General features: G+C 71.0%; 22 protein-coding genes and 8 tRNA genes. 14 read left to right on the plus strand and 16 right to left on the minus strand.

Going from position 1 to position 22,665, the window contains the following annotated elements; all coding sequences use genetic code 11:
- Window positions 1-47 precede the first annotated feature (47 nt).
- The 4 genes from ACQPZX_RS29425 to ACQPZX_RS29440 form a co-directional block, all read right to left on the minus strand.
- The gene (locus ACQPZX_RS29425; RefSeq protein ID WP_433361942.1) at window positions 48-1,958 is read right to left on the minus strand and encodes an AAA family ATPase; all 1,911 of its coding nucleotides are present in this window, start codon (window positions 1,956-1,958) and stop codon (window positions 48-50) included.
- A gap of 162 nt (window positions 1,959-2,120) precedes the next feature.
- Window positions 2,121-2,873: a ParB N-terminal domain-containing protein gene (locus tag ACQPZX_RS29430; RefSeq protein WP_433361945.1), complete on the minus strand. Its 753-nt coding sequence runs from the start codon at window positions 2,871-2,873 to the stop codon at window positions 2,121-2,123.
- Entirely contained in the window at window positions 2,870-3,097 is a 228-nt protein-coding gene (locus tag ACQPZX_RS29435; protein WP_433361948.1) for a hypothetical protein, read from the minus strand. The genes ACQPZX_RS29430 and ACQPZX_RS29435 overlap by 4 nt, the downstream gene beginning before the upstream one ends.
- Window positions 3,098-3,100: 3 nt before the next feature.
- Window positions 3,101-3,313 carry a helix-turn-helix domain-containing protein gene (locus tag ACQPZX_RS29440; RefSeq protein WP_433361951.1) on the minus strand — a complete coding sequence of 71 codons (213 nt, stop codon included), beginning with the start codon at window positions 3,311-3,313 and terminating at the stop codon, window positions 3,101-3,103.
- 122 nt (window positions 3,314-3,435) lie between these two features.
- On the opposite strand from ACQPZX_RS29440, the gene ACQPZX_RS29445 reads away from it, so the two are divergent.
- Together ACQPZX_RS29445 and ACQPZX_RS29450 are read left to right on the plus strand one after the other, a co-directional pair.
- A complete protein-coding gene (locus tag ACQPZX_RS29445) occupies window positions 3,436-3,978 on the plus strand; it encodes a hypothetical protein (protein WP_433361954.1) in 543 nt (180 codons plus the stop codon).
- A 74-nt stretch (window positions 3,979-4,052) separates the two neighbouring features.
- Complete coding sequence (locus ACQPZX_RS29450; RefSeq protein ID WP_433361957.1) at window positions 4,053-5,183, plus strand: tyrosine-type recombinase/integrase; 1,131 nt, start codon at window positions 4,053-4,055, stop codon at window positions 5,181-5,183.
- Window positions 5,184-5,274: 91 nt separating this feature from the next.
- Here the strand turns inward: ACQPZX_RS29450 and ACQPZX_RS29455 are convergent.
- The 8 genes from ACQPZX_RS29455 to ACQPZX_RS29490 all read right to left on the minus strand — a co-directional run bounded on the left by ACQPZX_RS29455 (window position 5,275) and on the right by ACQPZX_RS29490 (window position 5,922).
- Window positions 5,275-5,347: transfer RNA gene (locus ACQPZX_RS29455), tRNA-Arg, on the minus strand.
- 5 nt (window positions 5,348-5,352) lie between these two features.
- Window positions 5,353-5,426 (minus strand) — tRNA-His (locus tag ACQPZX_RS29460).
- 2 nt (window positions 5,427-5,428) lie between these two features.
- A tRNA-Val gene (locus ACQPZX_RS29465) sits at window positions 5,429-5,500 on the minus strand.
- 10 nt (window positions 5,501-5,510) lie between these two features.
- Window positions 5,511-5,584 (minus strand) — tRNA-Pro (locus tag ACQPZX_RS29470).
- 10 nt (window positions 5,585-5,594) lie between these two features.
- A tRNA-Pro gene (locus tag ACQPZX_RS29475) sits at window positions 5,595-5,669 on the minus strand.
- A 12-nt stretch (window positions 5,670-5,681) separates the two neighbouring features.
- Window positions 5,682-5,754: transfer RNA gene (locus tag ACQPZX_RS29480), tRNA-Leu, on the minus strand.
- Between the two features lie 10 nt (window positions 5,755-5,764).
- Window positions 5,765-5,838 (minus strand) — tRNA-Leu (locus ACQPZX_RS29485).
- Between the two features lie 11 nt (window positions 5,839-5,849).
- A tRNA-Gly gene (locus ACQPZX_RS29490) sits at window positions 5,850-5,922 on the minus strand.
- Window positions 5,923-6,262: 340 nt separating this feature from the next.
- Between ACQPZX_RS29490 and ACQPZX_RS29495 the strand changes: the two genes are divergently transcribed.
- Genes ACQPZX_RS29495 through ACQPZX_RS29510 form a run of 4 tightly spaced genes read left to right on the plus strand, consistent with a single transcriptional unit; the run spans window position 6,263 to window position 10,989 of the window.
- Complete coding sequence (locus ACQPZX_RS29495; RefSeq protein ID WP_433361960.1) at window positions 6,263-6,886, plus strand: maleylpyruvate isomerase family mycothiol-dependent enzyme; 624 nt, start codon at window positions 6,263-6,265, stop codon at window positions 6,884-6,886.
- Between the two features lie 36 nt (window positions 6,887-6,922).
- A complete protein-coding gene (locus tag ACQPZX_RS29500) occupies window positions 6,923-7,306 on the plus strand; it encodes a hypothetical protein (protein ID WP_433361963.1) in 384 nt (127 codons plus the stop codon).
- A complete protein-coding gene (locus tag ACQPZX_RS29505; protein ID WP_433361966.1) occupies window positions 7,303-9,399 on the plus strand; it encodes a bifunctional polysaccharide deacetylase/glycosyltransferase family 2 protein in 2,097 nt (698 codons plus the stop codon). Before ACQPZX_RS29500 ends, ACQPZX_RS29505 begins: the two co-directional genes overlap by 4 nt.
- Window positions 9,400-9,408: 9 nt before the next feature.
- Window positions 9,409-10,989 (plus strand): protein kinase domain-containing protein, encoded by a 1,581-nt coding sequence (locus ACQPZX_RS29510; protein ID WP_433361969.1) that lies wholly within the window; start codon window positions 9,409-9,411, stop codon window positions 10,987-10,989.
- 1 nt (window position 10,990) lies between these two features.
- Here the strand turns inward: ACQPZX_RS29510 and ACQPZX_RS29515 are convergent, their stop codons facing one another.
- Window positions 10,991-12,817: a LamG-like jellyroll fold domain-containing protein gene (locus tag ACQPZX_RS29515; RefSeq protein WP_433361972.1), complete on the minus strand. Its 1,827-nt coding sequence runs from the start codon at window positions 12,815-12,817 to the stop codon at window positions 10,991-10,993.
- 146 nt (window positions 12,818-12,963) lie between these two features.
- On the opposite strand from ACQPZX_RS29515, the gene ACQPZX_RS29520 reads away from it, so the two are divergent.
- The gene (locus tag ACQPZX_RS29520) at window positions 12,964-13,407 is read left to right on the plus strand and encodes a hypothetical protein (protein WP_433361975.1); all 444 of its coding nucleotides are present in this window, start codon (window positions 12,964-12,966) and stop codon (window positions 13,405-13,407) included.
- On the opposite strand, the gene ACQPZX_RS29525 is transcribed toward ACQPZX_RS29520, so the two are convergent.
- Window positions 13,374-14,216, minus strand: coding sequence for an SDR family NAD(P)-dependent oxidoreductase (locus ACQPZX_RS29525; RefSeq protein ID WP_433361978.1), 843 nt, complete (start codon window positions 14,214-14,216; stop codon window positions 13,374-13,376). The genes ACQPZX_RS29520 and ACQPZX_RS29525 overlap by 34 nt on opposite strands.
- 36 nt (window positions 14,217-14,252) lie before the next feature.
- On the opposite strand from ACQPZX_RS29525, the gene ACQPZX_RS29530 reads away from it, so the two are divergent.
- The 6 genes from ACQPZX_RS29530 (at window position 14,253) to ACQPZX_RS29555 (ending at window position 18,803) form a co-directional block, all read left to right on the plus strand.
- Window positions 14,253-14,885 (plus strand): TetR family transcriptional regulator, encoded by a 633-nt coding sequence (locus ACQPZX_RS29530; protein ID WP_433361981.1) that lies wholly within the window; start codon window positions 14,253-14,255, stop codon window positions 14,883-14,885.
- Window positions 14,886-14,989: 104 nt separating this feature from the next.
- Window positions 14,990-15,481 (plus strand): sigma-70 family RNA polymerase sigma factor, encoded by a 492-nt coding sequence (locus ACQPZX_RS29535; protein WP_433361984.1) that lies wholly within the window; start codon window positions 14,990-14,992, stop codon window positions 15,479-15,481.
- Window positions 15,465-16,520, plus strand: a complete 1,056-nt coding sequence (locus ACQPZX_RS29540; protein ID WP_433361987.1) for a hypothetical protein — start codon at window positions 15,465-15,467, stop codon at window positions 16,518-16,520. The genes ACQPZX_RS29535 and ACQPZX_RS29540 overlap by 17 nt, the downstream gene beginning before the upstream one ends.
- Window positions 16,508-17,401 carry an ABC transporter ATP-binding protein gene (locus ACQPZX_RS29545; RefSeq protein ID WP_433361990.1) on the plus strand — a complete coding sequence of 298 codons (894 nt, stop codon included), beginning with the start codon at window positions 16,508-16,510 and terminating at the stop codon, window positions 17,399-17,401. The genes ACQPZX_RS29540 and ACQPZX_RS29545 overlap by 13 nt, the downstream gene beginning before the upstream one ends.
- Window positions 17,398-18,243: an ABC transporter permease gene (locus ACQPZX_RS29550; RefSeq protein ID WP_433361993.1), complete on the plus strand. Its 846-nt coding sequence runs from the start codon at window positions 17,398-17,400 to the stop codon at window positions 18,241-18,243. Before ACQPZX_RS29545 ends, ACQPZX_RS29550 begins: the two co-directional genes overlap by 4 nt.
- Before the next feature lie 104 nt (window positions 18,244-18,347).
- A complete protein-coding gene (locus ACQPZX_RS29555) occupies window positions 18,348-18,803 on the plus strand; it encodes a hypothetical protein (protein WP_433361996.1) in 456 nt (151 codons plus the stop codon).
- On the opposite strand, the gene ACQPZX_RS29560 is transcribed toward ACQPZX_RS29555, so the two are convergent.
- The gene (locus tag ACQPZX_RS29560) at window positions 18,790-19,707 is read right to left on the minus strand and encodes a DMT family transporter (RefSeq protein WP_433361999.1); all 918 of its coding nucleotides are present in this window, start codon (window positions 19,705-19,707) and stop codon (window positions 18,790-18,792) included. The two genes, ACQPZX_RS29555 and ACQPZX_RS29560, sit on opposite strands and share 14 nt — an antisense overlap.
- Here ACQPZX_RS29560 and ACQPZX_RS29565 point away from each other — a divergent pair.
- The gene (locus ACQPZX_RS29565) at window positions 19,706-21,091 is read left to right on the plus strand and encodes a PLP-dependent aminotransferase family protein (protein ID WP_433362001.1); all 1,386 of its coding nucleotides are present in this window, start codon (window positions 19,706-19,708) and stop codon (window positions 21,089-21,091) included. The genes ACQPZX_RS29560 and ACQPZX_RS29565 overlap by 2 nt on opposite strands.
- Here ACQPZX_RS29565 and ACQPZX_RS29570 read toward each other — a convergent pair.
- Complete coding sequence (locus ACQPZX_RS29570; RefSeq protein WP_433362004.1) at window positions 21,088-22,611, minus strand: GntP family permease; 1,524 nt, start codon at window positions 22,609-22,611, stop codon at window positions 21,088-21,090. The two genes, ACQPZX_RS29565 and ACQPZX_RS29570, sit on opposite strands and share 4 nt — an antisense overlap.
- Window positions 22,612-22,665: the final 54 nt, after the last annotated feature.

Raw genomic sequence — 22,665 nt, forward strand, 5'->3', positions numbered from 1 at the left:
CACATCACGCACACCCCTGTGATCGGGTGTGACGGGGGGTGTGATGGTCACAGGTCCACCGCCTGTCCGTCGCTGGTCACGAACCACTCGGCCGCAGCGCCTTTGCCCTGGTCAATGCGGTCGGCATGGCCGTCGGCGAGAAGTGCGTTCAGCTCCCGTGAGCAGGTCTCGCGGGTCAACCCGTGACCGTGCAAAGTCGATATGTGGTCGACCAGCGCCTTGACCGTCACGGGCGCGCCCGAGAAGTGGCGTAGCGCATCGAGGAGCTTGGTTCGCGAGGGCGGCATCTTGGGCCGCTCGGTGTCCGTTTCGTCCTCGTCGACGAACTCGCCCTTCACCCAGCAGTGCAGCGGCGAATCGAGGTCGTCAGGATCGTCGGCGCGAATCCGTCGCGTCACCCGCAGCGTGCCGCCGGGGATGCTGCCGCCGATGAAGTCGAGCTCGGTGATGACGGTGGTCTCGCGGGTGACCTTGTCGACCTTGCGGCTCTTCACCGTGGCGGTGGCCAGCACCCGGCCCCACTCGGCCGGGCCGGCGCCGGTGATGCGGGACGCGCCGCGGCCCTCCTTGCGGTTGGTGTGCGTGGTGACCCACAGCCCTGCTCCGGCCTCCTGGCACAGGTGCTGAGGCCGCTCAAGCAGCTCGCCCATGGCGTAGAGGTCGGAGCCCTTGGCGCCGCCGGCCGACAGGTACAGCGGGTCGAGGGTGACCAGCACAGGGCGCTCTCGCTCGATCTGGTCGGCCATCTCGCCCAGGTGCACGACGTTGCGAAGGTGCGGTGCCCGGGCGCAGATCGTGATCGGCAGGTCGTCGGCGTTCAGCCCGGCCGCAGCGGCTACGGCGTCGATGCGGCGCAGCAGGTCGGCCTCGCCGCCCTCGCCCGCGAACATCACGACCGGCCCGGACAGGTCGACGTCGACCGAGCCGAGCCACGGCGTCCCAGATGCGACCGCGACCGCCGCGGCGACCGTGTTCCACGACTTCTGGGCCTTCATCTCGCCCGCGTGGACGCCGTAGTCCCCGGCCGGCCAGAGGCCGCGCAGCAGCCATCGCCGCGGCCCTGCCGCCCGAACGCGGGCACGTAGCTCGGCGACGGTGGAGAACGTCAGGGCAGGCTTGATGGCCTCTGGTTCCGGCGCCTCGTCCTCGGCGGGCGGCTCATCCGGCGTGTCGTCACTCAGGTCGTCCTCGTAGCGCAGGCCGTCCAGGCCGCCGAACTTGACCACGTGGTCGGTCACGTCCTTGCAGCCGCCGGCGGGCTCGGCGATCTCCACCGTGGCGGCGATGCCGGCCAGGGCGGCACGGACCTTGCGGGCGTGCTTACGCCCGTTCGCGTCGGCGTCGGCGATGATCATGATGTTGGCGTCGCGCAGGGAGTCGCTGTACTCGGGCCGCCAGCCGCCGCCTGCCCCGCCCGGGTTGCACGTCGCATCGAGGCCGAGCCCGACAAGCGTGGCAACATCCTTCTCACCCTCGGTCACGAACACCGGCCTGCCGGCGGCGACGGCGGCGATCACCTCGGGCAGGCGGTAGAGCACCCGTCGGGTGCTGGCCAGCTTCCAGCGGTAGCCGGACCGTCGGGACGGGTCGGGCACGCGCACGGGGAACTGCTTGTCGGCCGTGCGACACACCTCGAAGAGCAGCGCCCCGGCCTCGTCGCGGTAGGGGTAGACCGCCACCGCGTCGCCGTACGGGGTCCATACAGCGCGCTCGGTGCGGTCGGCCAGGGCCGCCTTGTCGAGCCCGAGGGCGGCGAGGAAGTCGTCGTACGTGCAGCCCTTCTGGGCCATGCAGCTGAACACGACGGCCTTCCGGTCGCCGCGGCTGACGGTCGCCGAGGCGTTGTGGTCGTCGTGCACGGGGCACTGCACGCTGGCCTTGCTCTGGCCGCTCTCGTGGACCTCGAGACCGCGGTCGCGCAGGGCTCGGAGTACACGGCGGTACGGATCGTCGGTCACTGGGCACCGACCCGTCCATGCAGCCACCGATGCGAGGCGCACCAAGGGAATCCGTCGCGCGCAGGCCAGGCCCTACACGCCCCGCCCCGGACGGTGGTGGCAGCGCACCGCGGCTTGCCCGCATCGCCGACGCGGGCAGCGGGGCGCTCGATGAGGAGCTGGTCAGTCACGCGCCGCCCCGATCGTCGCGTGGTAGATCTCGCTCAGCTCGTCCGGCTCACGCTGGCACTCGGCGGCGTACCATCCGCCCGGCCACGCCAGCACCTCGGTGACACGGTCGGCGTACAACACCTTGCGGAGAGGGCTGAGGAAGTCCTCGCCCATGTTCGTCGCCTCAGTCTCGAAGCGGTGCCAGACCGTTGCCAGCCAGCCCACTACCTGGGTAGGCGCGTCGCCGCGCAGCAGCATGACGATGACCTGCCCGTCCAGCGACCGCAGACCGCCCTCGACCGCGGCCTCAGCCTCGGCCAGTGCCGACCGCACCTGTTCGGCGTCTCCGGTAGCGGCCGCGGTGACCGGGTGGGGAATTCCCCACCCGCCGCGGCGTACGGCGGCCACCGTCTTGTGGTCGACGCCGCACAGTCGAGCGATCGCGCGATCGGACCGGGATGGGTCGCGCTCTAGCTCCGCGACGACCAGGGCGCGCCGCTGCTCGCGGCTGAGAGTCCGCCGCTGGGCGTTGACAGCTAAAGCGTGCTCGCGCTTCTGGTCCTCGGTCAGCCCGTCCACAAGCCTTGTGGGGCAAGGGATTCCGAGACTTGCCGCGATTTGCTGGCGGTGGTGACCGTCGAGGACCTGGCCGGCCTCGTCGACGTCGATCGGCACCCGGATCCCGTGCGCCTCGATGTCCGCGCGCAGGGCGGCATACTCGTCGGCAGCCAGGGGTGGCAGCAGTTGATACGGCTGACCGGTCATGCGGCGGACCTCCGCCCGTGCAGCTCCCACGCGGTGATCGAGCAGGCCCACACCTGGTCGTTCACGGCGAAATCCGGCCAACGGCGCCGAGCCGTCCAGCTGATCCAGCGCTCGGCATCGTCGTAGACCTCGGCCCAGGTGAGTACGCTGGCGTCGGCCGGCCCGGCCTGCTTCGCGCCCGTCTCGGATCGCCGTCCGGGGCGGGCGTTCTTGTCGGGGGTCACGGGTCAGGCCGCCGCTCCGGTGCTGGCCTGCTGGGCGCGTAGACGCTCGACGTAGGCGGCGAGCGCGTCTGTGGGCACGCGGCGGTGGCGACCGATCGTCACCGACTCGACCTCACCCCCACCGATGAGGGCGAACATCTTGGTTCGCCCGATCCCGAGCTGAGCGGCGGCCTGTTCGGGCGTCAGCAGCAGAGGCGTGGCTAATGTGCTCGACATCGTTCCTCCATGAGTGGGTCACGTTCATTGACCACTGCGACAGGAATACAGGACGAGCAGATCTTTTACAAGTCAGCGCGGTTCATTGACGAGCTAGACAGCTCGCGCGTACCGTGTTGAACGTGACTGAACGCGACCCGCTGAAGTACGACCCGGAGACGAAGAGCTTCGTAAATGCTCTGGCCGAGACCCTGACCCGCGAGACCGGCCTGCAATGGGACGGTGTCCACAAGGACCACTCCAGGACCGGCGCGGCGATGTTCACCGCGCTACGGCATGACGAGGATGGTCGGCCGGTCCTCGCCGGCGTGCTGGTGCTCGCGGACATTCGGCCATACGGCCCAGGCGATGCCGTGACGGCGGAGACGCTGCGCAAGGTTCCCGTGTCGGCAATCGAGAACGCTCGTTCCCTGAACCAGACCTTCGACCAGGTCCAGGCGGAGATCGCCGATCTAACGCCACTGAAGGATGCCGACCGATCGGACCCGGTCGCGTTCTCCCAGCTCGTTGCCGAGCACTACAAGGCGTGGGCTCGTGCAGTTCCGCACGTGGTCGCAGCGATGGCTGCCGAGGCGGGAGTGAAGCCTCCGACAGTCCACACATGGGTGCGTGAGGCGCGGCTCCGCGGCTTCCTTCCGCCCGCCCGGAAGCGGGGGACGCGGTGACCAGCAAGCGCAGCCCATCAGGCGAGGGCAGCGTCTACCAGCGCAAGAGCGACGGCAAATGGTGTGCGGCCGTGATGCTGCCGAGCGGCAAGCGGAAAGTCGTCTACGGCGACGACGAGAAAGCTGCATTGAAAGCCCGGCGGACGCTGCTCGCCGAGATTGAGGCCGGCCGTCCGGTAACAGTCGGCCGAGATCCGACGCTCGGTGAGCATCTGAGGTGGTGGCTGGACGTGTTCGTCGCCGGCCAGGTCGAGGCAGGCCATCTCGACGAGAGCACTGCCGACAGCTATCGCGAGAAGATCGAGATCCACGTCTTGCCGACCGACATCGCTAAGGCGAAACGCAACCGGCTCTCCACGGAGGATGTGCGCGCGTGGCAGCGCGACCGGCTGCGGGCAAGCAGTTCGCGCGGCAAGCAGTACTCGCCGCGCTCGGTCGGCATGGCGCACGGGGCGGTGCGCCGAGCCCTGAACGACGCGATGCGCGACGAGCTGATCGGCAGGAACGTCTTCGCGCTCGTACCGTTGCCGGCCGGGCAGAGCAAACCGGCCGCGCCGCCGAGCGAGGACGACGCGGCTCGCGTTTTTGCCGAGATGATCAATGACAAGCGCCGGGTGTTGTGGCTGACGATGCTCGCGCTCGGACCTCGCCGCGGCGAGGCGCTGGGCATGCGGTGGTCACTGACCGACCTCGACAAGGCGACGACCCGGCTCCACAAGCAGATCCGGCGAGTTCGCGATGCCGAGGCCAACCCGGAGACCGGGCGGCGCCGGGGTCGCCTGGTCGAGAAACAGCTGAAGACCTCGGAGTCCCGCGCGACGCTCAGCCTGCCGGCCGCGCTGGTCGAGCTACTCCGCGAGCATCGCCGCGAGCAGGTGGCCGCCCGGCTCGCGGCTCGGGTATGGCTCGACCCTGACCTGATCTTCGCCACCCGCGTAGGTACGCCGATCGAGCCGCGCGGCGTCAACCGCGCATGGGCGGCCGTGTGCAAGCGGGCGGACGTGGCGATGAAGTTGCACGACCTGCGGCACCTCGCCGCCTCGCTGGCGTTTGCCGAAGGCGCCTCGATCAAGGAGGTGCAGAGCATGCTGCGCCATACCCGGCAGGCGACGACCGCGGACATCTACGTGCACGTCTTCGAGAGCGTGCGCAAGGGCACCGCCGACAAGATGGACGGCGTACTCCGCAAGATTGTCGGCGCGTGATGCTACATCCGCTGCTACATCCCGATCCGAAGGCGAGCCTCGACTTGCCTGGTCGCGAATATCTGTGCTGGTCAGCGGACTACTTTCGTCGCGCCCCCGGCTGGACTCGAACCAGCGGCCTTCGGACTCGGAATCCGGTGCTCTCTCCACTGAGCTACGAGGGCTTGAGGGTGACCGGACGGTTTCGAACCGACGACCTCCGGGGTCACGACCCGGCGCTCTGACCTGCTGAGCTACGGCCACCGTGCCCACACCAGGGATCGAACCTGGGACTTCCGCCGTGTGAAAGCGGCGCTCTTCCGCTGAGCTATATGGGCGTTTCTTTCGTCGGGTCGGCCGGATTTGAACCGGCGGCCTCTCGCTCCCGAAGCGAGCGCGCTGCCAAGCTGCGCCACGACCCGTTTTCCTGCGTCGGGATGGCCGGATTCGAACCGGCGGCCCCCGGTCCCCCAGACCGGTGCGCTGACCAAGCTGCGCCACATCCCGCTGTTTCTTTCGTGCCCGGAGCGCGATTCGAACGCGCACTCGCGCCGTCCTGGGCGGCGTGCCTCTTCCGTTGGGCTACCCGGGCGGGTGGACCGTGCCCTCGGCGCGATTCGAACGCGCACCGTCGACGTTCTCGACGTCGTGCCTCTGCCAGTTGGGCCACGAGGGCAACTTGTTTCGAGCGGCTGACCGGAATCGAACCGGTGGCCTCCACCATGGCGAGGTGGCGCTCTGCCAGCTGAGCTACAACCGCGGGAAAATTGCAAAGAAAAACCGCCCGATCCCGCGTTTCCGGGAGGGCGGCTCGACGATCGCCAGCGTGCGCTAGCGGCGCCTGCCTCCCGGAACGGGCAGGGGAAGACCTCGTAGGCCGGTCACGACAACCCGGCCGCACGGCGTGAGCCGCTGCGGAACCGTCGGGATATGCCGTGTCATCGTTTCTCCTACGCCCTGGAATCGGTCGGTGATTAAAACCGTACGGCCGGACGCGGCGACCCGGCAACGGATTTAAGCGCGACCGATTAGTTCGGGCCGCGCCGGGCGTACACCCTCCGAAGCGTGCCGTGGGGCGCGCGCCGGAGGAGACGACAACCATGGATGACCAGACGCTGCGGGACGCGGTGGTGGCGGAGCGGACCGAGCTCGCCGCGATGCTCGGAGCCCTGACGCCCGAGCAGTGGGCCGCGCCGTCGCTGTGCGCGGGGTGGCGGGTGCGGGAGGTGGTCGCGCACATGACCATGCCGTTCCGGATGTCGGCGGCAAGTTTCGCGCTGGGGATGCTCAAGGCGCGGGGGAACTTTCATCGGATGGCGGATCGGCAGGCGAAGCAGGACACCGCCCGGCTGAGCGACGCGGAGTTGCTGGCGTCGTTGCGCGACAACATCGAGCATCAGTGGCGGCCGCCAGGCGGCGGGATCGTGGGCGCGCTCTCCCACGACGTCATCCACGGGCTGGACATCTCGGTCGGGCTCGGCCTCGAGCGACGACCGCCGGCGTCGCGGGTGCGGATCATCCTCGACTCGATGAACAGCAAGAACATTCGCTACTTCGGCGCGGACCTGTCCGGCGTGCGGCTGGAGGCCGACGACCTCGACTGGAGTCTCGGCCAGGGCACGCCGCTGGGCGGCAGCGCCGCTGACCTGCTGTTGGTGGTGTGCGGCAGGCGGATTCCGTCCGCTCTTCTGACGGGTACGGCGGCCGCACGGTTCTCCGGCTGAGATGCGGGCTCGGGGCGCTTCTCTTAGCGTCGATGAGTGACCGAGGAAGAAAGTCGGAGGGCAACCGCGGAAGAAAGCCGGCGGGCGACCGAGGACGAAAGTTCGCCGGCGGCCGAGGAGAAGCCGACCGGGCGCGCGCCCGTGCGGCGGCCCCCGCGCGGCCGGGCGAAGATCGGGCAGGCCGTGGGGAAAGCCCAGCTGCCGGAGCACGCGGTCACCGGCATCGTCGAGCATGACGTGTCTCTGACCCAGCCGGTCTTTGTGGATCCGAGTGGTGCCCGGCGCCGGCGGATACGCGCTTTCGCGTACGCGATGGGGGTCTTGTTGATTGTGGCGCTGGCGGCGGTGTGGGTGAGTCAGCTGGTCGGGCCGGCCGCACCGCCGCCGCGGCCGGTGCCGTCGGTCTCGGTGTCGCGGTGACGGTCTATGGGACGCCGGCGCCCGCCGAGACGGTCCCGCGGCGGCCCCGGCGTGGCCCCAGATTGCTGTTCGCGCTGGTGGCGCTGCTACTGATCGGGACCGTCGTGGTGGTCGAGGTGTACACCGACGCCGGGTTCAGCCCGGACGGCACCACCCCGCGCGACTCCGCGACCGGTGACGTGCCCGCGACCGTGCAGGACGGCGGGCCGATCATCGGGATGGACAACGGAAAGCCCACCTCGCGGCGGATGCCGGCCCGGACGATCGCGCTGACCTTCGACGACGGTCCCGATCCGACGTGGACGCCACGGATTCTCGACGTGCTCGCCAAGCATCATGTGCCGGCAACATTCTTCGTGATCGGGTCGGAGGTTGCGCGGCATCCCGAGCTGGCCCGGCGTATCACGTCCGAGGGCCACGAGATCGGCGCGCACACGTTCACCCACCCGGATCTCGCGCGTCTGTCGCAGTGGCGCAAACAGCTGGAAAATTCGCAGACCCAACTGGCGATCGCATACGCGACCGGTCGCGAAACCGCGCTGCTCCGCCCGCCCTACTCGTCGACGTCGGACGCGCTCACCGACGACGACTACGCGACCGTGCGGGCGGTCGGCGCGCAGGGCTACCTGACCGTGCTCGACGACCTGGACAGCCAGGACTGGCGGCGGCCGGGCGCCGACCGGATCGTGCAGAACGCGACGCCCAAGAGCGACGAGGGCGCGATCGTGCTGTTCCACGACGCCGGCGGCGACCGCGGGCAGACGGTGGCGGCGCTCGACCGGCTGATCCCGCTGTTGCAGCAGCGCGGGTACCGGTTCAGCACGGTGACCGGGCAGGCCAACCCCGAGGCGGGTACGGCGGAGGTCTGGCGGGGCCGGGCGCTGGCCTGGACCATCCGTGGCTCGGACGGCATCCTGCGGCTGCTCTGGGCCCTGTTGATCCTGGCCGGCGGACTGATCGTGATCCGCACCCTGATCCTGTTCGTGTTCTCGATCTCGCACGCCCGGCGACGGCGTTCCCCGACCTGGTCGTGGGGCCCCGAGGTGAACGATCCGGTGACGATCGTGGTGCCGGCCTACAACGAGCGCGAGACGATCGTGCCGGCCGTGACGTCGATGACCCGTTCCGCGCACCCGGACGTGTCGGTCCTGGTGGTCGACGACGAGTCCACCGACGGCACCGCCGAGGCACTGGAAGAAATTGGAAATATCAGGGTTGTTCGGATTCCGAGCGGCGGCAAGGCCCGCGCACTGAACACCGGCGTGGCCCTGTCCAGCGACGACCTGATCGTCATGGTCGACGCGGACACCATGCTGCTGCCCGACTCGGTGCACAAACTCGTCCAGCCGTTCGCCGACCCGCGAGTGGGCGCGGTCGCCGGAAACGTCAAGGTGAGCAACCGGCGCGGGCTGATCGGAAAGTGGCAACACATCGAGTACGTGATCGGCTTCAACCTGGACCGGCGGCTCTACGACACTTTCGGCTGCATCCCGACGGTCCCCGGCGCGCTCGGCGCGTTCCGCCGGAAGGCCCTCGACGACACCCGGGGACTGAGCACCGGCACCCTGGCCGAGGACACCGATCTGACCCTCGCCATCCAGCAGAAAGGGTGGCGGGTCGTCTACGAGGAGAACGCGGTCGCCTACACCGAGGCGCCGGCCACCCCGCGGCAGCTGTGGCGCCAGCGGTACCGGTGGAGTTACGGCACGATGCAGGCGCTGTGGAAACATCGGCACGGTCATTTCGGCCGTACCCGGATCCCGTTCATCGCGCTCTTCAGCGTCGTGTTGCCGCTGCTCGCGCCCCTGATCGACCTGATGGCCGTGTACGGGCTGATCTTCCTGGACCGGCGGATCACGCTGCTCGGCTGGCTGGCCATGCTGCTCGTCCAGACGATAACGGCGGTGCTGGCTTTCCGTCTCGACCACGAAAGTCTGCGCCCGTTGTGGACGCTTCCGCTGCAGCAAGTTGTCTACCGCCAGGTGATGTACGCGGTGCTGCTCGCCTCGGCGCTCGCGGCGCTGACCGGGCGGCGGCTGGGCTGGCAGAAGATACGCCGGACGGGAGATTTCAGCGCCGCGCCGAGTGGGTAGAGGGACAACATGCCCCACCCTGGAGAAGTTCTCGGTGATCGATATCGGCTGGACGACCGGATAGCGGCCGGCGGCATGGGCGAGGTCTGGCAGGCCACCGACACGGTGCTCGGCCGCGACGTCGCCGTGAAGACGCTGCACGCCGGCCGAGCGGAGGATCCCGGTTTCCAGACACGCTTCAAGCACGAGGCGCGGGCGATGGCGGTCCTGCACCACCCCGGGGTGGCGGACGTCTACGACTACGGGCAGAGCGGGCCGGACGCGTACATCGTGATGGCCCGCGTCGAGGGTGAGGCGCTCAACCAGCGGATCGCGACCCGGGGGCGGCTCACGACCGCCGAGACGATGTCGATCGTGGCGCAGGCCGGACGGGCCTTGGAGGCGGCGCACCAGGCCGGCATCGTGCACCGCGACGTCAAGCCGGGAAACCTGATCATCAAGCCGGACGGCACGGTGGTGCTGGTCGACTTCGGGGTGGCCCGCTCGGCCGAGTCGGCCGCGCTGACCGGTGCGAAAGAGGTGGTGGGCACCGCCCTTTACATCGCACCCGAGCAAGTTTCCAAGGAAACAACCGGGCCTTCGGCCGACGTGTACGCGCTGGGCTGCGTCGCCTACCACTGCCTGACCGGGCATCCCCCGTTCATGGGCGACAACCCGATCCAGATCGCCCTGCATCACCTCAAGGAGGAGCCGCCGCCCCTGCCCCGGGAGGTCCCCGAACCAGTGCGCATCGTGGTGGAGACCGCGATGGCCAAGGACCCGGCGGCCCGCTTCTCGTCGGCGGCGGCGATGGCCGACGCGGCGGAGCTGGCATCGGCGGGCGCGGGAACGACGGCGATCCTGGCCGCAACCGGCCTGCTCGGAGCGGCCGGCGCGGGCGCGGCAGGCGCGGGCGCGGCAGGCGCGGGTATGGCGGGCGCGGGCGTGGCGGGCGCGGACGGAGCGGCCGGCGGGCTCCGGGACGGCGCGTGGTCCGGGTCGGCGGCCGTGACACGCCCAGGCGGCGCGGCGGGCACCGGCACGGCGATCTTCCCCGCCACGCCGGGAGCGCCCGAACCGCCGTGGGCACCGGGCCCGCCCGGCAGCCCAGGAAACAAGCGGCGAAACATTCTGCTGGCCGCCGCCGCCCTGATCGTGCTGGGCACCCTCGCCACCGTCCTGCTCCTGGCCAACACCGGCGGAAACCTTCCCGCCACTACCCCGCCCAACGCGACCAGCGGCACCAACGCCTCCCCCGCCGCGCCGGCCGGCAACACGACCAAGAAGAACAGCAACCGCGAAGCCACGAAGAACGGCGGCAGCACGACCCCCGGCGCCACCGCCACCACGAACACCGGCGGCGCCCCCGCCCAGACCACGAAGCCGACCGCGACCCAGGCCCCCACCGAGACCACCACCTCGACGCCGAAGGAAACTTCGCCCACGGCGACCACCGAGCCCGAGTCGACCGCCACCACCGGCACCAGCGGCGGCGACGAAGGCGACAGCGGGAGCGGTGGCAGCGGCAGCGACAGCGGCACTGGAAGCGGAAGCGGCGGCGGCGACCAGGGCGAGGAGAACGCCGAGGCCGCCGCCACGCCAACCCCCTGACTCAGCCGATGTGGATCCAGATGTCGTCGACCGACCCGTGGAACTGGTCGTTGTCGGCGCCCACGCCCTTGCCGCCGATGCTGAACGGCTGAGCCGACGTCACTGCCAGATCCTCCGGCACGGCCTCGCTCGCCTGCACCAGCCCATCCACCAGGATCGCCAGCGTCGGCCCGGTCCGGCGGCACTCCAGGGTGTGCCACTTCCCGTCCGCGATCGACTGGCGGCTGCGCGCGATGTGCACCGCCGTCTCGGACGCACCGCCCATCCCACAGCTCGGCTTGCCGGAAACCCCGTCGACCTGCAGCTTGTACTGGCCGCCGCCGGTCGAGTAGCCCTTCTGGAGAATGTTCTCGCCGCTGGCCGTCTCGGCCGGCGCCAGCAGCACCGACGCGCCGTAGCGCAAGTTTCTCGCCCCCGGGTTCAGGTCGGGCGTGTCCGCGGCCTGCAGCACCAGCCGCGGGCAGGTCGTGCCGGTGCACTTGGCCGGGAACGTCAGCGCCTGCCCGGTCCCGTGCGGCGTCAGCGTGACCTTCCCGCCGTTGCGGGTCACCGCGCGCAGCAGGTGCCCGTGCGCCGATCCGTCGTCGAACGTTCCGTCCGCGATCGTCGTATCGAAGTTGTACGACGCCACATAGTCGCTGGCCGCCGTGGCCTTCTCCTGGTGCGGCGTCACCCCCGCGAACTGCACGTACCGCTTGCGGGTCACGCCGCCGACCAGGGTGAAGTCGCCGACCGCGCTGATCGCGCCGAGCGCCGCGCTGGTAGCCAGCTGCCTCGTCCCGGCCACGCCGTTGGCCTGCGGCGACCAGTCGAGCAGGTTGCCCTGGCTGTCGATCGCGGCAAGTTTCCCGCGCGCCACCGAGCCGTCGGTGCACACGCCCTTGATGCCGTTGTTCGAGGTGGTGCACGCCTTGTCGAAGTGCCCACCCACATAGGTCGTGCCGTCGAGCTCCGCGATCGCCTGCGCGTCGCCGTCGAAGACCCGCGTCCATCGGGTCGCGCCCGCGTGCGTGTAGGCGACGGCTCGTCCGCCGAGGCCGCCGAGGGCGGCATAAACCCCGGTGCTGTCGGCCGTGAGCGCGAAAACTTGCGACACCGGTTTCGGCAGAAAACCCTTGTCGAGTACGCCGGTGGCCGGGTCGACCGCGCTCAGGCGAAGGGTGGAGCTGACCCCGTTGGTTTTGTGGAAACGTCCGCCCAGATAGACCCGGTCGCTCGCGTACGCGAGGGCGTTCACGGTGTCGTCCACGGTCGGCGCCCACGCGTCGAGCGCGCCGGTGGCCAGCGTGAACGCGGCCAGGTTGGTGCGCGGAACCCCGTCGACCGAGGTGATCCGCCCGGCGAGGTAGAGGCGCCCCGCGCCGGTCACGAGCGCGTTGGGCTGGCCGAGCACGGTGTGCCGCAGCGAGGTGGTCAGGCCGCTGGTCGCGCCGATCCCGGCCACCGCGTCGCGGGGCTCGCCGTTGATCGTGTCGAAGTCGCCCGCCGCATAGACCACGTCGCCGTCGACGGCGAGGGCGCGCACGTTAGCGTCGGCGCTCGGGTTCCACGGCAGCAGCGCGCCGGTCCGGGCGTCGAAGGCGGCGAGCCGGGTCCGGGCGACGTTCTTGCCGCCGGCGTTGGCGGTGGTGAAGTTTCCGCCGACGTAGACGGTGCCGCCGCGATAGGCGACCGCGTAGACCGGGCCGTTGAACGACGGCGAGGTCACCGGGTCGGGCGAGACCACCTCGGCGAGGGCGGCGCCGCCGGCCGCGACCACGACCGTCGCGACGCCGACGATCAGCGCCCGCCGAACGACCGATTTACCGCTTATTCGCAAGTTGAGCACATTGCACGTCAACGGTGGTTCGCACGGAAGGATGCGTCGCCGAACGGGTGGCAAATAGGATTCAAGGGACTAACTTCAGCACGCCCATCGCGGACGTTCTATGCTTGGCCCCCGCCGTACGCGCGAGTAACAGAGGGAGAAACGCCGTGCCGCAACGCCGCCTCGCCGCCCTGCCCCTCGCCCTGGTCGCGACGGCGGCCCTGGCCGCCGGTTGCTCGATCGAGATCTCGCCCGAGAGCGTGCCGGTGCCGTTCAGCGTGGCGCCGACCCCGTCCGGCTCGGCCGGCGTGCCCAAGTACGTGTGCACCGCCGCCTACAAGATCCTCACCGACGGCGCGGTGCGGATGGCCGGATACATTCGCGGCGACGGCGAGCACAACCGGCAGGGTTTGCGCGACACTTTCAATGACATGGCCGCCAAGCTGAACACCGAGGCGGCCGGCGTGACCGATCCCTCGTTGAAGCAGGCGCTCGGTGAGGTGTCGTCCGATCTGACGGCCGCCGCGCAGGGATCGGATCCGAAGGCGTACGCGAACGGCGGTTTCCAGACCGTGGGTCAGAAGCTGGACGACGCCTGCCCCTCGGCCTGAGGAAAGTCGGCCGAGCGGCTGACCTGCTCCCACTTCTGCGCCTCGGCCAGCTCGCGGCGGGCCTCGGCCTGGGCCATCGTGGTCGCGTTCCCGCCGAGCGGCAGGTGCGTGGGCACGTCGTCGCCGTGGACGACCCGCACGATAATTTCCCCGGCACGTTTCGGGTCGCCGGCGGAAAAGTTCGCGGCGCCCATGCCTCGCGCCAGCACGCCGACCGTCGCGTCGTAGGCCGCCGGCACCTCGTGGATCGTCATCGACGAGCCGGCCCAGTCGGTCGCGAAGCCACCCGGCTCGACCACCAGGACCCGCAGGCCCAGCGGCGCGGTCTCGACGGCGAGGACGCGGCTCAGCCCGTCGACGGCGAACTTGGCGGCCTGATAGGAGCCGAGTCCGGCGCTGCCGCCGACCCGGCCGCCGATCGAGGAGATCTGCACGATCGTGCCGCTGCCCCGCTCGCGCATCCCCGGCAGAGCCGCGCGGGTCACGTTGTAGACGCCCCAGAAATTCGTCTCGAACTGGCGGCGAAAGTCTTCCTCGCTGGTGGTCTCGATCGGGCCGAGATTGGCGTAGCCGGCGTTGTTGACGACCACGTCGATCCGGCGATCCACCGCCGTCCGCACGGCGTCAGCGTCCGTGACGTCGAGCTCGACGGGAACGATTCTTTCGCCGTACGCGTCGACCAGGTCTTTCAGGTGCGACGGGCGGCGGGCGGTCGCGATGACCCGGTCGCCCGCGGCGAGGGCGGCCTCGGTAATGGCGCGGCCGAGACCGCGGGAGGCGCCGGTGATGAACCACGTCTGTTCGCTCATGCCTTTAGTAAAACGCGGTTGCGTTAACCTTGGGATGTGACCTCAGCGACTCATCGCCGCGCCCGCAGCGCCTCCGCCAAGGCACAGCGCTCGCAGGACATCCTCGCCGCGGCCCGGGCCCTGGCCACGGCCCGCCCGGTGCGCGAGATCACGCTCACCGACGTGGCCGCGGAGGTCGGCCTCCACAAATCGGCCATGCTCCGGTATTTCGAGACAAGGGAGCAGATTTTCCTCGCCCTCGCCGCCGACGGCTGGCGCGAGTGGATCGCTGAGGCCCGCGCCGGCCTGGGCGACCCCGGCGAGGTGGCCGGAATCCTCGCCCACTCCCTCGCCTCCCGCCCCCTCTTCTGCGATCTGCTCGCGCAAGCCCCGCTCAACTTGGAACGCAACGTTTCGCTCGAGGTCGTTCGCGACTACAAGACGTCGACCCTCGCGGCGCTGACCCCTCTCGTCAGCGATCTGCGACGCATGCTTTCGCTGACCGAGCAGCAAGTTTTCGACGTCATTTCCACCGCCACGAGCATGGCCGGCGCCCTCTGGCAGATGGCCGCCCCCGGCACGACCCTGCGAGCTTTCTACGAATCGAACCCCGACCTGGCCCACGCGATCGTCGACGTCGAGCCCCGCTTGACCCGCATTCTCACGGCTCTGCTGGCCGGCATGCGCTAGACCTGTCACAGATCTCCGCCCGGCGGTGCTTCATGGATGTGGACGTTGCAGGAACGTGGTGGGGTGAACGGAAGGGTGGCGTGGCCGTTTTCAGAAGACCGGCCGTGCGGACCGACCTCGAACAGGTCTTCCGCGCCGCCTATCCGCGGGTGGTGTCGGTCGCGGCCCGGGTGCTCGGGTCGCGCGACGAGGCCGAGGACGTGGCCCAGGAGGTCTTCCTGAGTTTCGGCCGATCGTCGGTGCCGGGTGACGAGGCGATGCCGTGGCTGTCGGTCGCGGCGGCGCACGCGGCGCTCAACCATCTGCGGACGGGCCGGCGCCGGGCCAGCCGCGAGGAAGCCGTCGGGAACCACGAAACTTTCTCGCCCGATGTCGCGGAAGCGGTGGTCACGCTCGACGAAAGGCGACGGGTCCGGGCCGCCCTTTCGCGGCTGCCCCGGAAACAGGCCGTCGCCCTCGTGCTGCGGCACAGCGGGCTCAGCTACGCCGAGGTCGCAGCCGCTCTCGATCTTTCTCCGGCCAGCGTCGGCACCACCGTCCGACGCGCCGAGTCCGCGCTGCGGAAGGAGTTGAACAGTCATGCGTCATCCGAGTGAGGGCACGCTGCGCCGGCTCGTCGACGAGCCGGAGGCGATCCCGGACGCCGACCGCTCGCACGTCGCGGGCTGCCCGCAATGCCAGGCCGCGCTGGCTGCCGCCGGCGAGGACGCAACTTTCGCGGCCGGCATGCTGTCGCACGCCGAAGAGACGCCGGACGTCGACGCCGCCTGGCAACGACTGTCCGATTCCGCCGCCGAGCCCGGAAAGATTCGCGGCCGGCGCTGGAAACTTCGCAGCCCGTTCGTCGCCGGGGCGGCCGTGGCGGTCCTGCTGGCCGGCGCCGGAGCGGCGGCCGCCGCCGACTGGCTGCCGATCTTCCACGCCGAACGGGTCACCCCGGTGGTGGTCAGCCCGGGCGACCTGGTCGCGCTTCCCGATTTCTCCGCGTACGGGACGGTCGAGCTCACCAAGCCGGCCCACGTCCGGGCGGTGAGCGGCGCGGCGGAGGCGACCGCGGTGACCGGCCTGCCCGTCCCGGCCGTGGCCGACCTCCCCCGCGGCGTGACCGGTGAGCCGGCCTACCGGGTCGGGGACAAGGCCGCCGCGACCTTCACCTTCGAGGCCGAGCGAGCGGCGAAGACCGCCGCCGAGGTGGGAAAGCCGCTGCCGCCGCCGCCCGCCGGCATGGACGGCAGCCAGTTCCGCCTGACCGCCGGCCCCGGCCTGGCCGCGATCTGGAGCGAAGGGCACGGCGTCCCGGCCATGATCGTGGCCCGGGTGGTCGCCCCGGTCGTCTACTCCACCGGCATCCCGTACGAGACCGCCCGGGACTACCTGCTGTCCCTGCCGGGACTGCCCGAGTCGGTCGCGACCCAGCTGCGCGGGACCGCCGCCCTGCCCCTGATCGTCAAGGGCAACAGCCAGACCACCTCGACCGTCGACGTCGGCGGCGTGCAGGCCACGGTCCTCGCCCTCAAGGACGGCACGATGGCCGGCGTGGTCTGGGTCGACGGCGGCTACATCACCGCGGTGGCCGGCTCGATCTCGGGCGGCGAGGCGGTCGCGGTGGCGCGGGGGCTGCGATGGAGCCGGTGACCGCGGCCTGGTGCTCGGGCCTGCGCAAGCGCTACCGGCAGCGCACGGCGGTCAGCGACGTCTCGCTCGCCGTGGGCCGGGGCGAGGTGCTGGGCCTGCTCGGGCCGAACGGCGCCGGCAAGACCACGGTGATCAAGATGCTGCTCGGCCTGGTGCGGCCGGACGCCGGCGAGGTGCTGCTGCTCGGCCGCCCGGGACGCGACCCGGCCTCGCGGGCCAAGGTCGGGTACCTGCCGGAGCTGTTCCGCTACCAGCCCTGGCTCACCGCGACCGAGGTGCTGGACCTGCACGTACGCCTGGCGAACGCGGAGGTGCCCGCCGCCGCGCGCCGGGAGACTCTCGGCCTGGTCGGCCTCGCCGACCGGGCCGGGGACCGGGTGGGCGGCTTCTCCAAGGGCATGCAGCAGCGCCTCGGGCTCGCGGTGGCGCTGGTGGCCGGGCCCGAGCTGGTGGTGCTCGACGAGCCGACCAGCGCGCTCGACCCGATCGGCCGGGCCGACGTGCGGGACCTGCTGCTCGGCCTCAAGGCGCGCGGGGTGGCGGTGCTGCTCAACTCGCACCTGATCGGCGAGGTGGAACGGGTCTGCGACCGGGTCGTCATCCTCGACAAGGGCCGGGTCGCCGCCGCCGGGACGCTGCCCGAGCTGCTCGGACGACCGGAAATCCGGCTGCGGCTCGACAACGTCGGCGAAAAGGCCGAGAAGCGTCTCGGAAACTTTCTGCGCGACGGCGACGAATATGTCGTGCTCGACGCCGGCGAGGACGAGGTGCCGGCGCTGGTGGCCGACCTGGTCGCGCTGGACGTGCGGATCCACGCGGTCGAGCCCGGCCGGATCACGCTCGAGGAGCGGCTGCTCGACATCTTGCGAGAGGCGAAATGATCAAGGTAATCGGCGTCATCGCCGCACTCACGCTCAAGGAGGCGGCTCGCCGTCGCGTCCTGCGTGCCCTGGCCGCGCTCACCGTCGTCCTCCTCGCGCTCAGCGCCTGGGGATTCTCCCGGATCGACGCCGAGTTCGACGGGCTCACCACCGGCGAGGCCCGCATGGTCGCCTCGATCGTGCTCAACCTCGTCATGTTCGGGCTCTCGCTGATCGCGGCGCTCGGCACCGCGTTCCTGGCCGGGCCCACGCTCTCCGGCGAGTTCGAGTCGGGCATCTCCCTGGCCATGCTGGCCCGGCCGGTGCGGCGCGGGTGGATTCTGCTCGGCAAGTGGCTGGGGCTGGTCGTCTTCGGCAGCGGTTTCGTCGCGGTCGCCGGCCTGGCCCAGCTGATCATCGTGAAGGTGACCGTCGGCTACTGGCCGCCGCACCCGATCACCGGCTTGGCGCTGCTGGCCGGCCAGGCGACCGTGCTGCTCACTCTGGGCCTGCTGCTGTCGACCGTCGTCTCGCCCATGGCCTCCGGGGTGGTCGCGGTCGGGCTGTTCGGCGCGACCTGGATCGCCGGGGTGGTCGGCACGGTCGGCGAGGACCTCGGCAACGAAAGTGTCGCGCGGGTCGGCACCGTCTCGCGGGCCCTGCTTCCGACCGACGGCTTGTGGCAGGGCACCATGAACGCCTTCCAGGACCCGAGTGTCATGACGCAGTTCACGTCCGGTGCGGGCGCCTCGCCGTTCATCAGCGCCAACAGCGTGACAATCGCCTATCTTGGCTGGTCAACAGTGTGGATCGCGCTGATCCTGGGGCTCGCCGGGGTGGCGCTGGGGCGCCGCGACCTGTGACACCCGGGGCCTACCAGGGGTCCGCCCAGGGTCTCCTACTGGCTCGGCGCACGGGGGTGCTGCGGAAATCTGTAGTCACCACAGAGAAAGAAGGAGCACCCCCGATGGCCACGATCCACATGCACGAAACGACCACCCTCACTCCCGAGCAGTTCGTCGCCGGGGTGACCGACTTCGGGCCGGGCCGCCAGGAAATTTTCACGAACAGCGCCGACGGCGAGCTCAAGGTGCATTCGCAGGGCCCGAACCGGGCCGACGTCACCGAGGGCAAGGGCGGCGTCTGGGAGCGGCTGCAGTACGACTGGTCCGACCCGAACCGCATCGTCATGCGGACGATCGACTCCAACCTCTGGGGCGGTGCGTCCGGGCACACGTACACGATGACCCGTCAGGCCGACGGCACCACCGCCATCGACGCGGTCGTGGTCCGCGAGGGCAAGAACGTCAAGGGCAAGCTGGTCGGGGCGCTGCTCGGCTCGGTCGCGAAGGGCGGCCTGGTGAAGGCCTTCCACAACACCGTCGGGGCGATCGAGGCCCGCAACGGCGTCATCTCCCGCTGAACCTCGTCCGCTGGATCAGGACCACGCAGGTCAGCACCACCAGCGCCGCGCCGATCGAGGCCGGGGTCACGGTCTCGCCGAGCAGCAGCGCCGACCAGGCCAGGGTCAGGACCGGCTGAGCCAGCTGGATCTGCCCGACCTGGGCGATGCCGCCGCGCGCGAGGCCCGCGTACCACGCGAAGAAGCCGAGAAACATGGAGATGACGGTGACGTAGCCGAAGGCGGCCCAGGCCGGGCCGCCGGCGTGAGGTGGGTGCAGCAGGGCCGAGCCGAGCGCGATCGGCAGGGTGCAGGGCAGGCTCAACACCAGGGCCCAGCAGATCGTACGGGCGCCGCCCAGCTCCCGGGCGAGCGCGCCGCCCTCGGCGTACCCGAGACCACAGAGCACCACCGCCGTGAGCAGGTAGAAGTCGGCGGCCGTCAGGGCGCCGTGCACCGCGCCGCTGGTGATCAGGAACGTGAGCACCGCGCCCACACCGGCCGTGCAGGCGACCCAGAACAGCGGCGGCGGACGCTCGCCCGCGCGCAACACCGCGAAAATCGCGGTCATCGCCGGCAGGACGGTGACCACCACCGCGCCGTGCGCCGAGGTCTGCGTGGTCAGCGCCAGCGACGTGAAGAACGGAAAGCCGAACACGACACCGAACGCAACTATCGCGAGTCGTCGCCACTGGTTTCCGGTCGGCCGCGGCGCTCGCGTGAGGCTCAGGTAAGCCCAGGCCAGCGCCGCCGCGCCCACCGCCCGGCCGAACGCGACGAACCAGGGGTCGATCTCGTGCACCGCCACCCGGGTGGCCGGCAGCGACATGCTGAACGCGAGCACCCCGAGCGCGCCGAGGGCGAGGCCACCGATCCGATCGGCTGTTACCGTGCCCGGCGCAGTAGCGCTACTCTGTACTGTCATGGAGAACGGTAACGCAGTCGACCGCGTTATCCAAGATCTGCGCGCGCTGGCAGCGGCCGGCGCGCCCGGCTCGCGGCTGCCCTCGATGCGAGAGCTGACCGCGCGCCACCACGCCTCCCCGGTGACCGTGACCGAGGCGGTCCGCCAACTGGCCGCGCAAGGCGTCGTCGAGGCTCGCCCGGGCCGGGGAACTTTCGTCGCGCGCCGATCCGCCATACCTCGCTTGCCCGATTTGTCCTGGCAGACCGTCGCGCTGGGTGCCCGGCTCGGCGGCGAGGCCGACATGCAGGCGTTACTGGCGTTACCGCCGGACGGCGCGATCCCGCTCTCCGGCGGCTACCTGCACCCCGACCTGCAGCCCTCGGCCGCCCTGGGCGCCGCCCTGGCCCGCGCCGCCCGCCACCCCGCCGCCTGGGAGCGCGGGCCGGTCGAGGGCCGCGCCGACCTGCGCGCGTGGTTCGCCCGCTCCACCGGCGGCGGCCTGCGCGCCGACGACATGGTCATCTGCCCCGGCGGCCAGGCGGCCCTCTCGTCGGCGCTGCGCTCGCTCGCCGGCCCCGGCGACACTCTGCTGGTCGAGTCGCCCACCTACCTCGGCGCGCTCGCCGCCGCCCGCGCCACCGGCCTGCGCGTCGTGCCCGTGCCCACCGACGCCGACGGCGTGCTCCCCGGCCAGCTCGCCGCCGCCTTCGCCCGCACCGGCGCCCGCCTGTTCTACTGCCAGCCGCTGCACCACAACCCGACGGGCGCGAGCTTGGCGTCCCACCGCCGGGCCGCGGTCCTCGATTGCGTACGCGACGCCGGCGCGTTCCTCCTCGAGGACGACTACGCCCGCGATCTCACCATCGACGGCGAGGCCCCGGCCCCGCTGGCCGCCGACGACTCCGACGGCCACGTCGTCTACTTGCGATCGCTCACCAAGGCGGCCGCCCCCGGCCTCCGCATAGCCGCCATCGGCGCGCGCGGACCGGCCGGCGCCCGCCTGCGCGCCGCCCGCCTTCTCGACGACTTCTTCGTGGCCGGCCCGCTCCAGCAGGCCGCCCTCGAGTTCCTCACCGCGCCCGCGTGGTCCCGCCACTGCCGGGCCCTGCGCTCCGCCCTGCGCGAGCGCCGCGAGGCCCTGCTGGCCGCCCTGCGCCGTCACCTGCCGTCGCTGATCCCGCCCGCGATCCCCCGCGGCGGCCTGCACCTGTGGTCCCCGCTCCCCGACGGCGCCGACGACGTCGCCGTGACCGCCGCGGCCGCGGCCGAGGGCGTGGTCGTCTTCCCCGGCCGCCCCTGGCACGCCGCCGAGCCGCCGGGCGCGTACCTGCGGCTCACCTACGCGGCGGCGCCGCCCGACCTCATGGACGAGGCCGTGCGACGCCTGGCTCGGGCTCTTTAGACCACGAGGTCGAGCAGGAACACGCAGATCACGCCGACCACGGAGATGATCGTCTCCATGATCGACCAGGTCTTGATGGTCTGCCCGACGGTCATCCCGAAATACTCTTTGACCAGCCAGAAACCGGCGTCGTTGACGTGCGAGAAGAACAGCGACCCGCACCCGATCGCCAGCGCCAGCAACGAGATCTCCGGCTTGTCGAGGGTGGCCGCCAGCGGCGCCACGATGCCCGCCGCCGTGATCGTCGCGACCGTCGCCGAGCCCGTCGCCAGCCGGATGCCGACCGCGACCAGCCAGCCCAGCAGCAGCGCGTTGATGTGCGCGTCCTGCGCCGCGTCCGCCACCACGTTGCCGATCCCCGCGTCGACCAGCACCTGCTTGAAGCCGCCGCCCGCGGCGACGATCAGCAGGATCCCGGCGATCGGCGGCAGCGAGCCGCCGAGCACCGCGTTGGTCTCGCGGCGGTCCATCCCCGAGCGCTTCCCGAGGGTCCACATCGCCACGAGTACGCCGAGGAGCAGCGCCACGGGCGGGTTGCCGAGCACGTCGAGGAAGTTGCGGGCGCCGCTGCCCTTGTCGAGCGTCAGCTCCCCGATCGCCCGGGCCAGCATCAGCACGATCGGCAGCAGCACGGTCAGCACGGCCGCCCAGAAGCCCGGGTTGCGCCGGTGGGTCCGATGCCGTTCCGGCCGGGTCGCGTCCTCCGCGTAGTCCTCGTCGCCAGGGACATAGTCCTCGTCGCCTGGTGCAGTGCCGGCGCCCGAGCTGGCGGCCGCGCCCGAGCCGGAGGCCGCGCCCGAGCCGGAGGCCGCGCCCGAGCCGGAGGCCGCGCCCGAGCCGACCGGCTCGAGCAGCGCCGGCACCGGCACGTGCACCCGCTTGGAGATCCAGTTGCCGTAGACCGGGCCCGCCACGATCACCGTTGGGATCGCGCAGATCAGGCCGAACAACAGGGTGAGGCCGAGGTCGGCGTTGAGGCTGGAGATCGCGACCAGCGGGCCGGGGTGCGGCGGCACCAGGCCGTGCAGGACGGAGAGGCCGGCCAGCGCGGGGATGCCGATCCGGAGCAGGCCGATGTCGGTGCGGCGGGCCACCAGGAGCACGATGGGCACCAGCAGCACCACGCCGACCTCGAAGAACAGCGGCAGGCCGACGAGCGCGGCCACGCCGGCCATCGCCCACGGCAGGGCCGAGCCGGAGACCCGCTGGACGATCCGGTTGACGATCCCGTCGGCGCCCCCGGACTCGGCCAGCAGCGCGCCGATCATCGAGCCGAGCGCGATGAGCAGGCCGACGCTGCCGACGGTGCTGCCGAGGCCGGTGGTGAAGGAGGTGACGGTGTCGCCCGGCGCGGCCCCCGCGACCAGGCCGAGGACGGCCGAGCCGAGGATCAGCGCGAGGAACGGGTGGAATTTCGCCCACGCGATCAGCAGGACGACGGCCGCGATGCCGAGCACCGCGGCGAGCACGAGTTGGGTTTTCCCGGCGTCGGTTATCGCCTCGGCGGCGAGGGGCATCATGCGTGCGCGTTACCCCCGCCGTACGGTTTTCAATCTTGTTGAATGTCCGGAGGG

Origin of the sequence: Actinoplanes sp. CA-142083 (genome assembly GCF_050942195.1) — a bacterium.
In the GTDB taxonomy this organism is placed as follows: domain Bacteria; phylum Actinomycetota; class Actinomycetes; order Mycobacteriales; family Micromonosporaceae; genus Actinoplanes.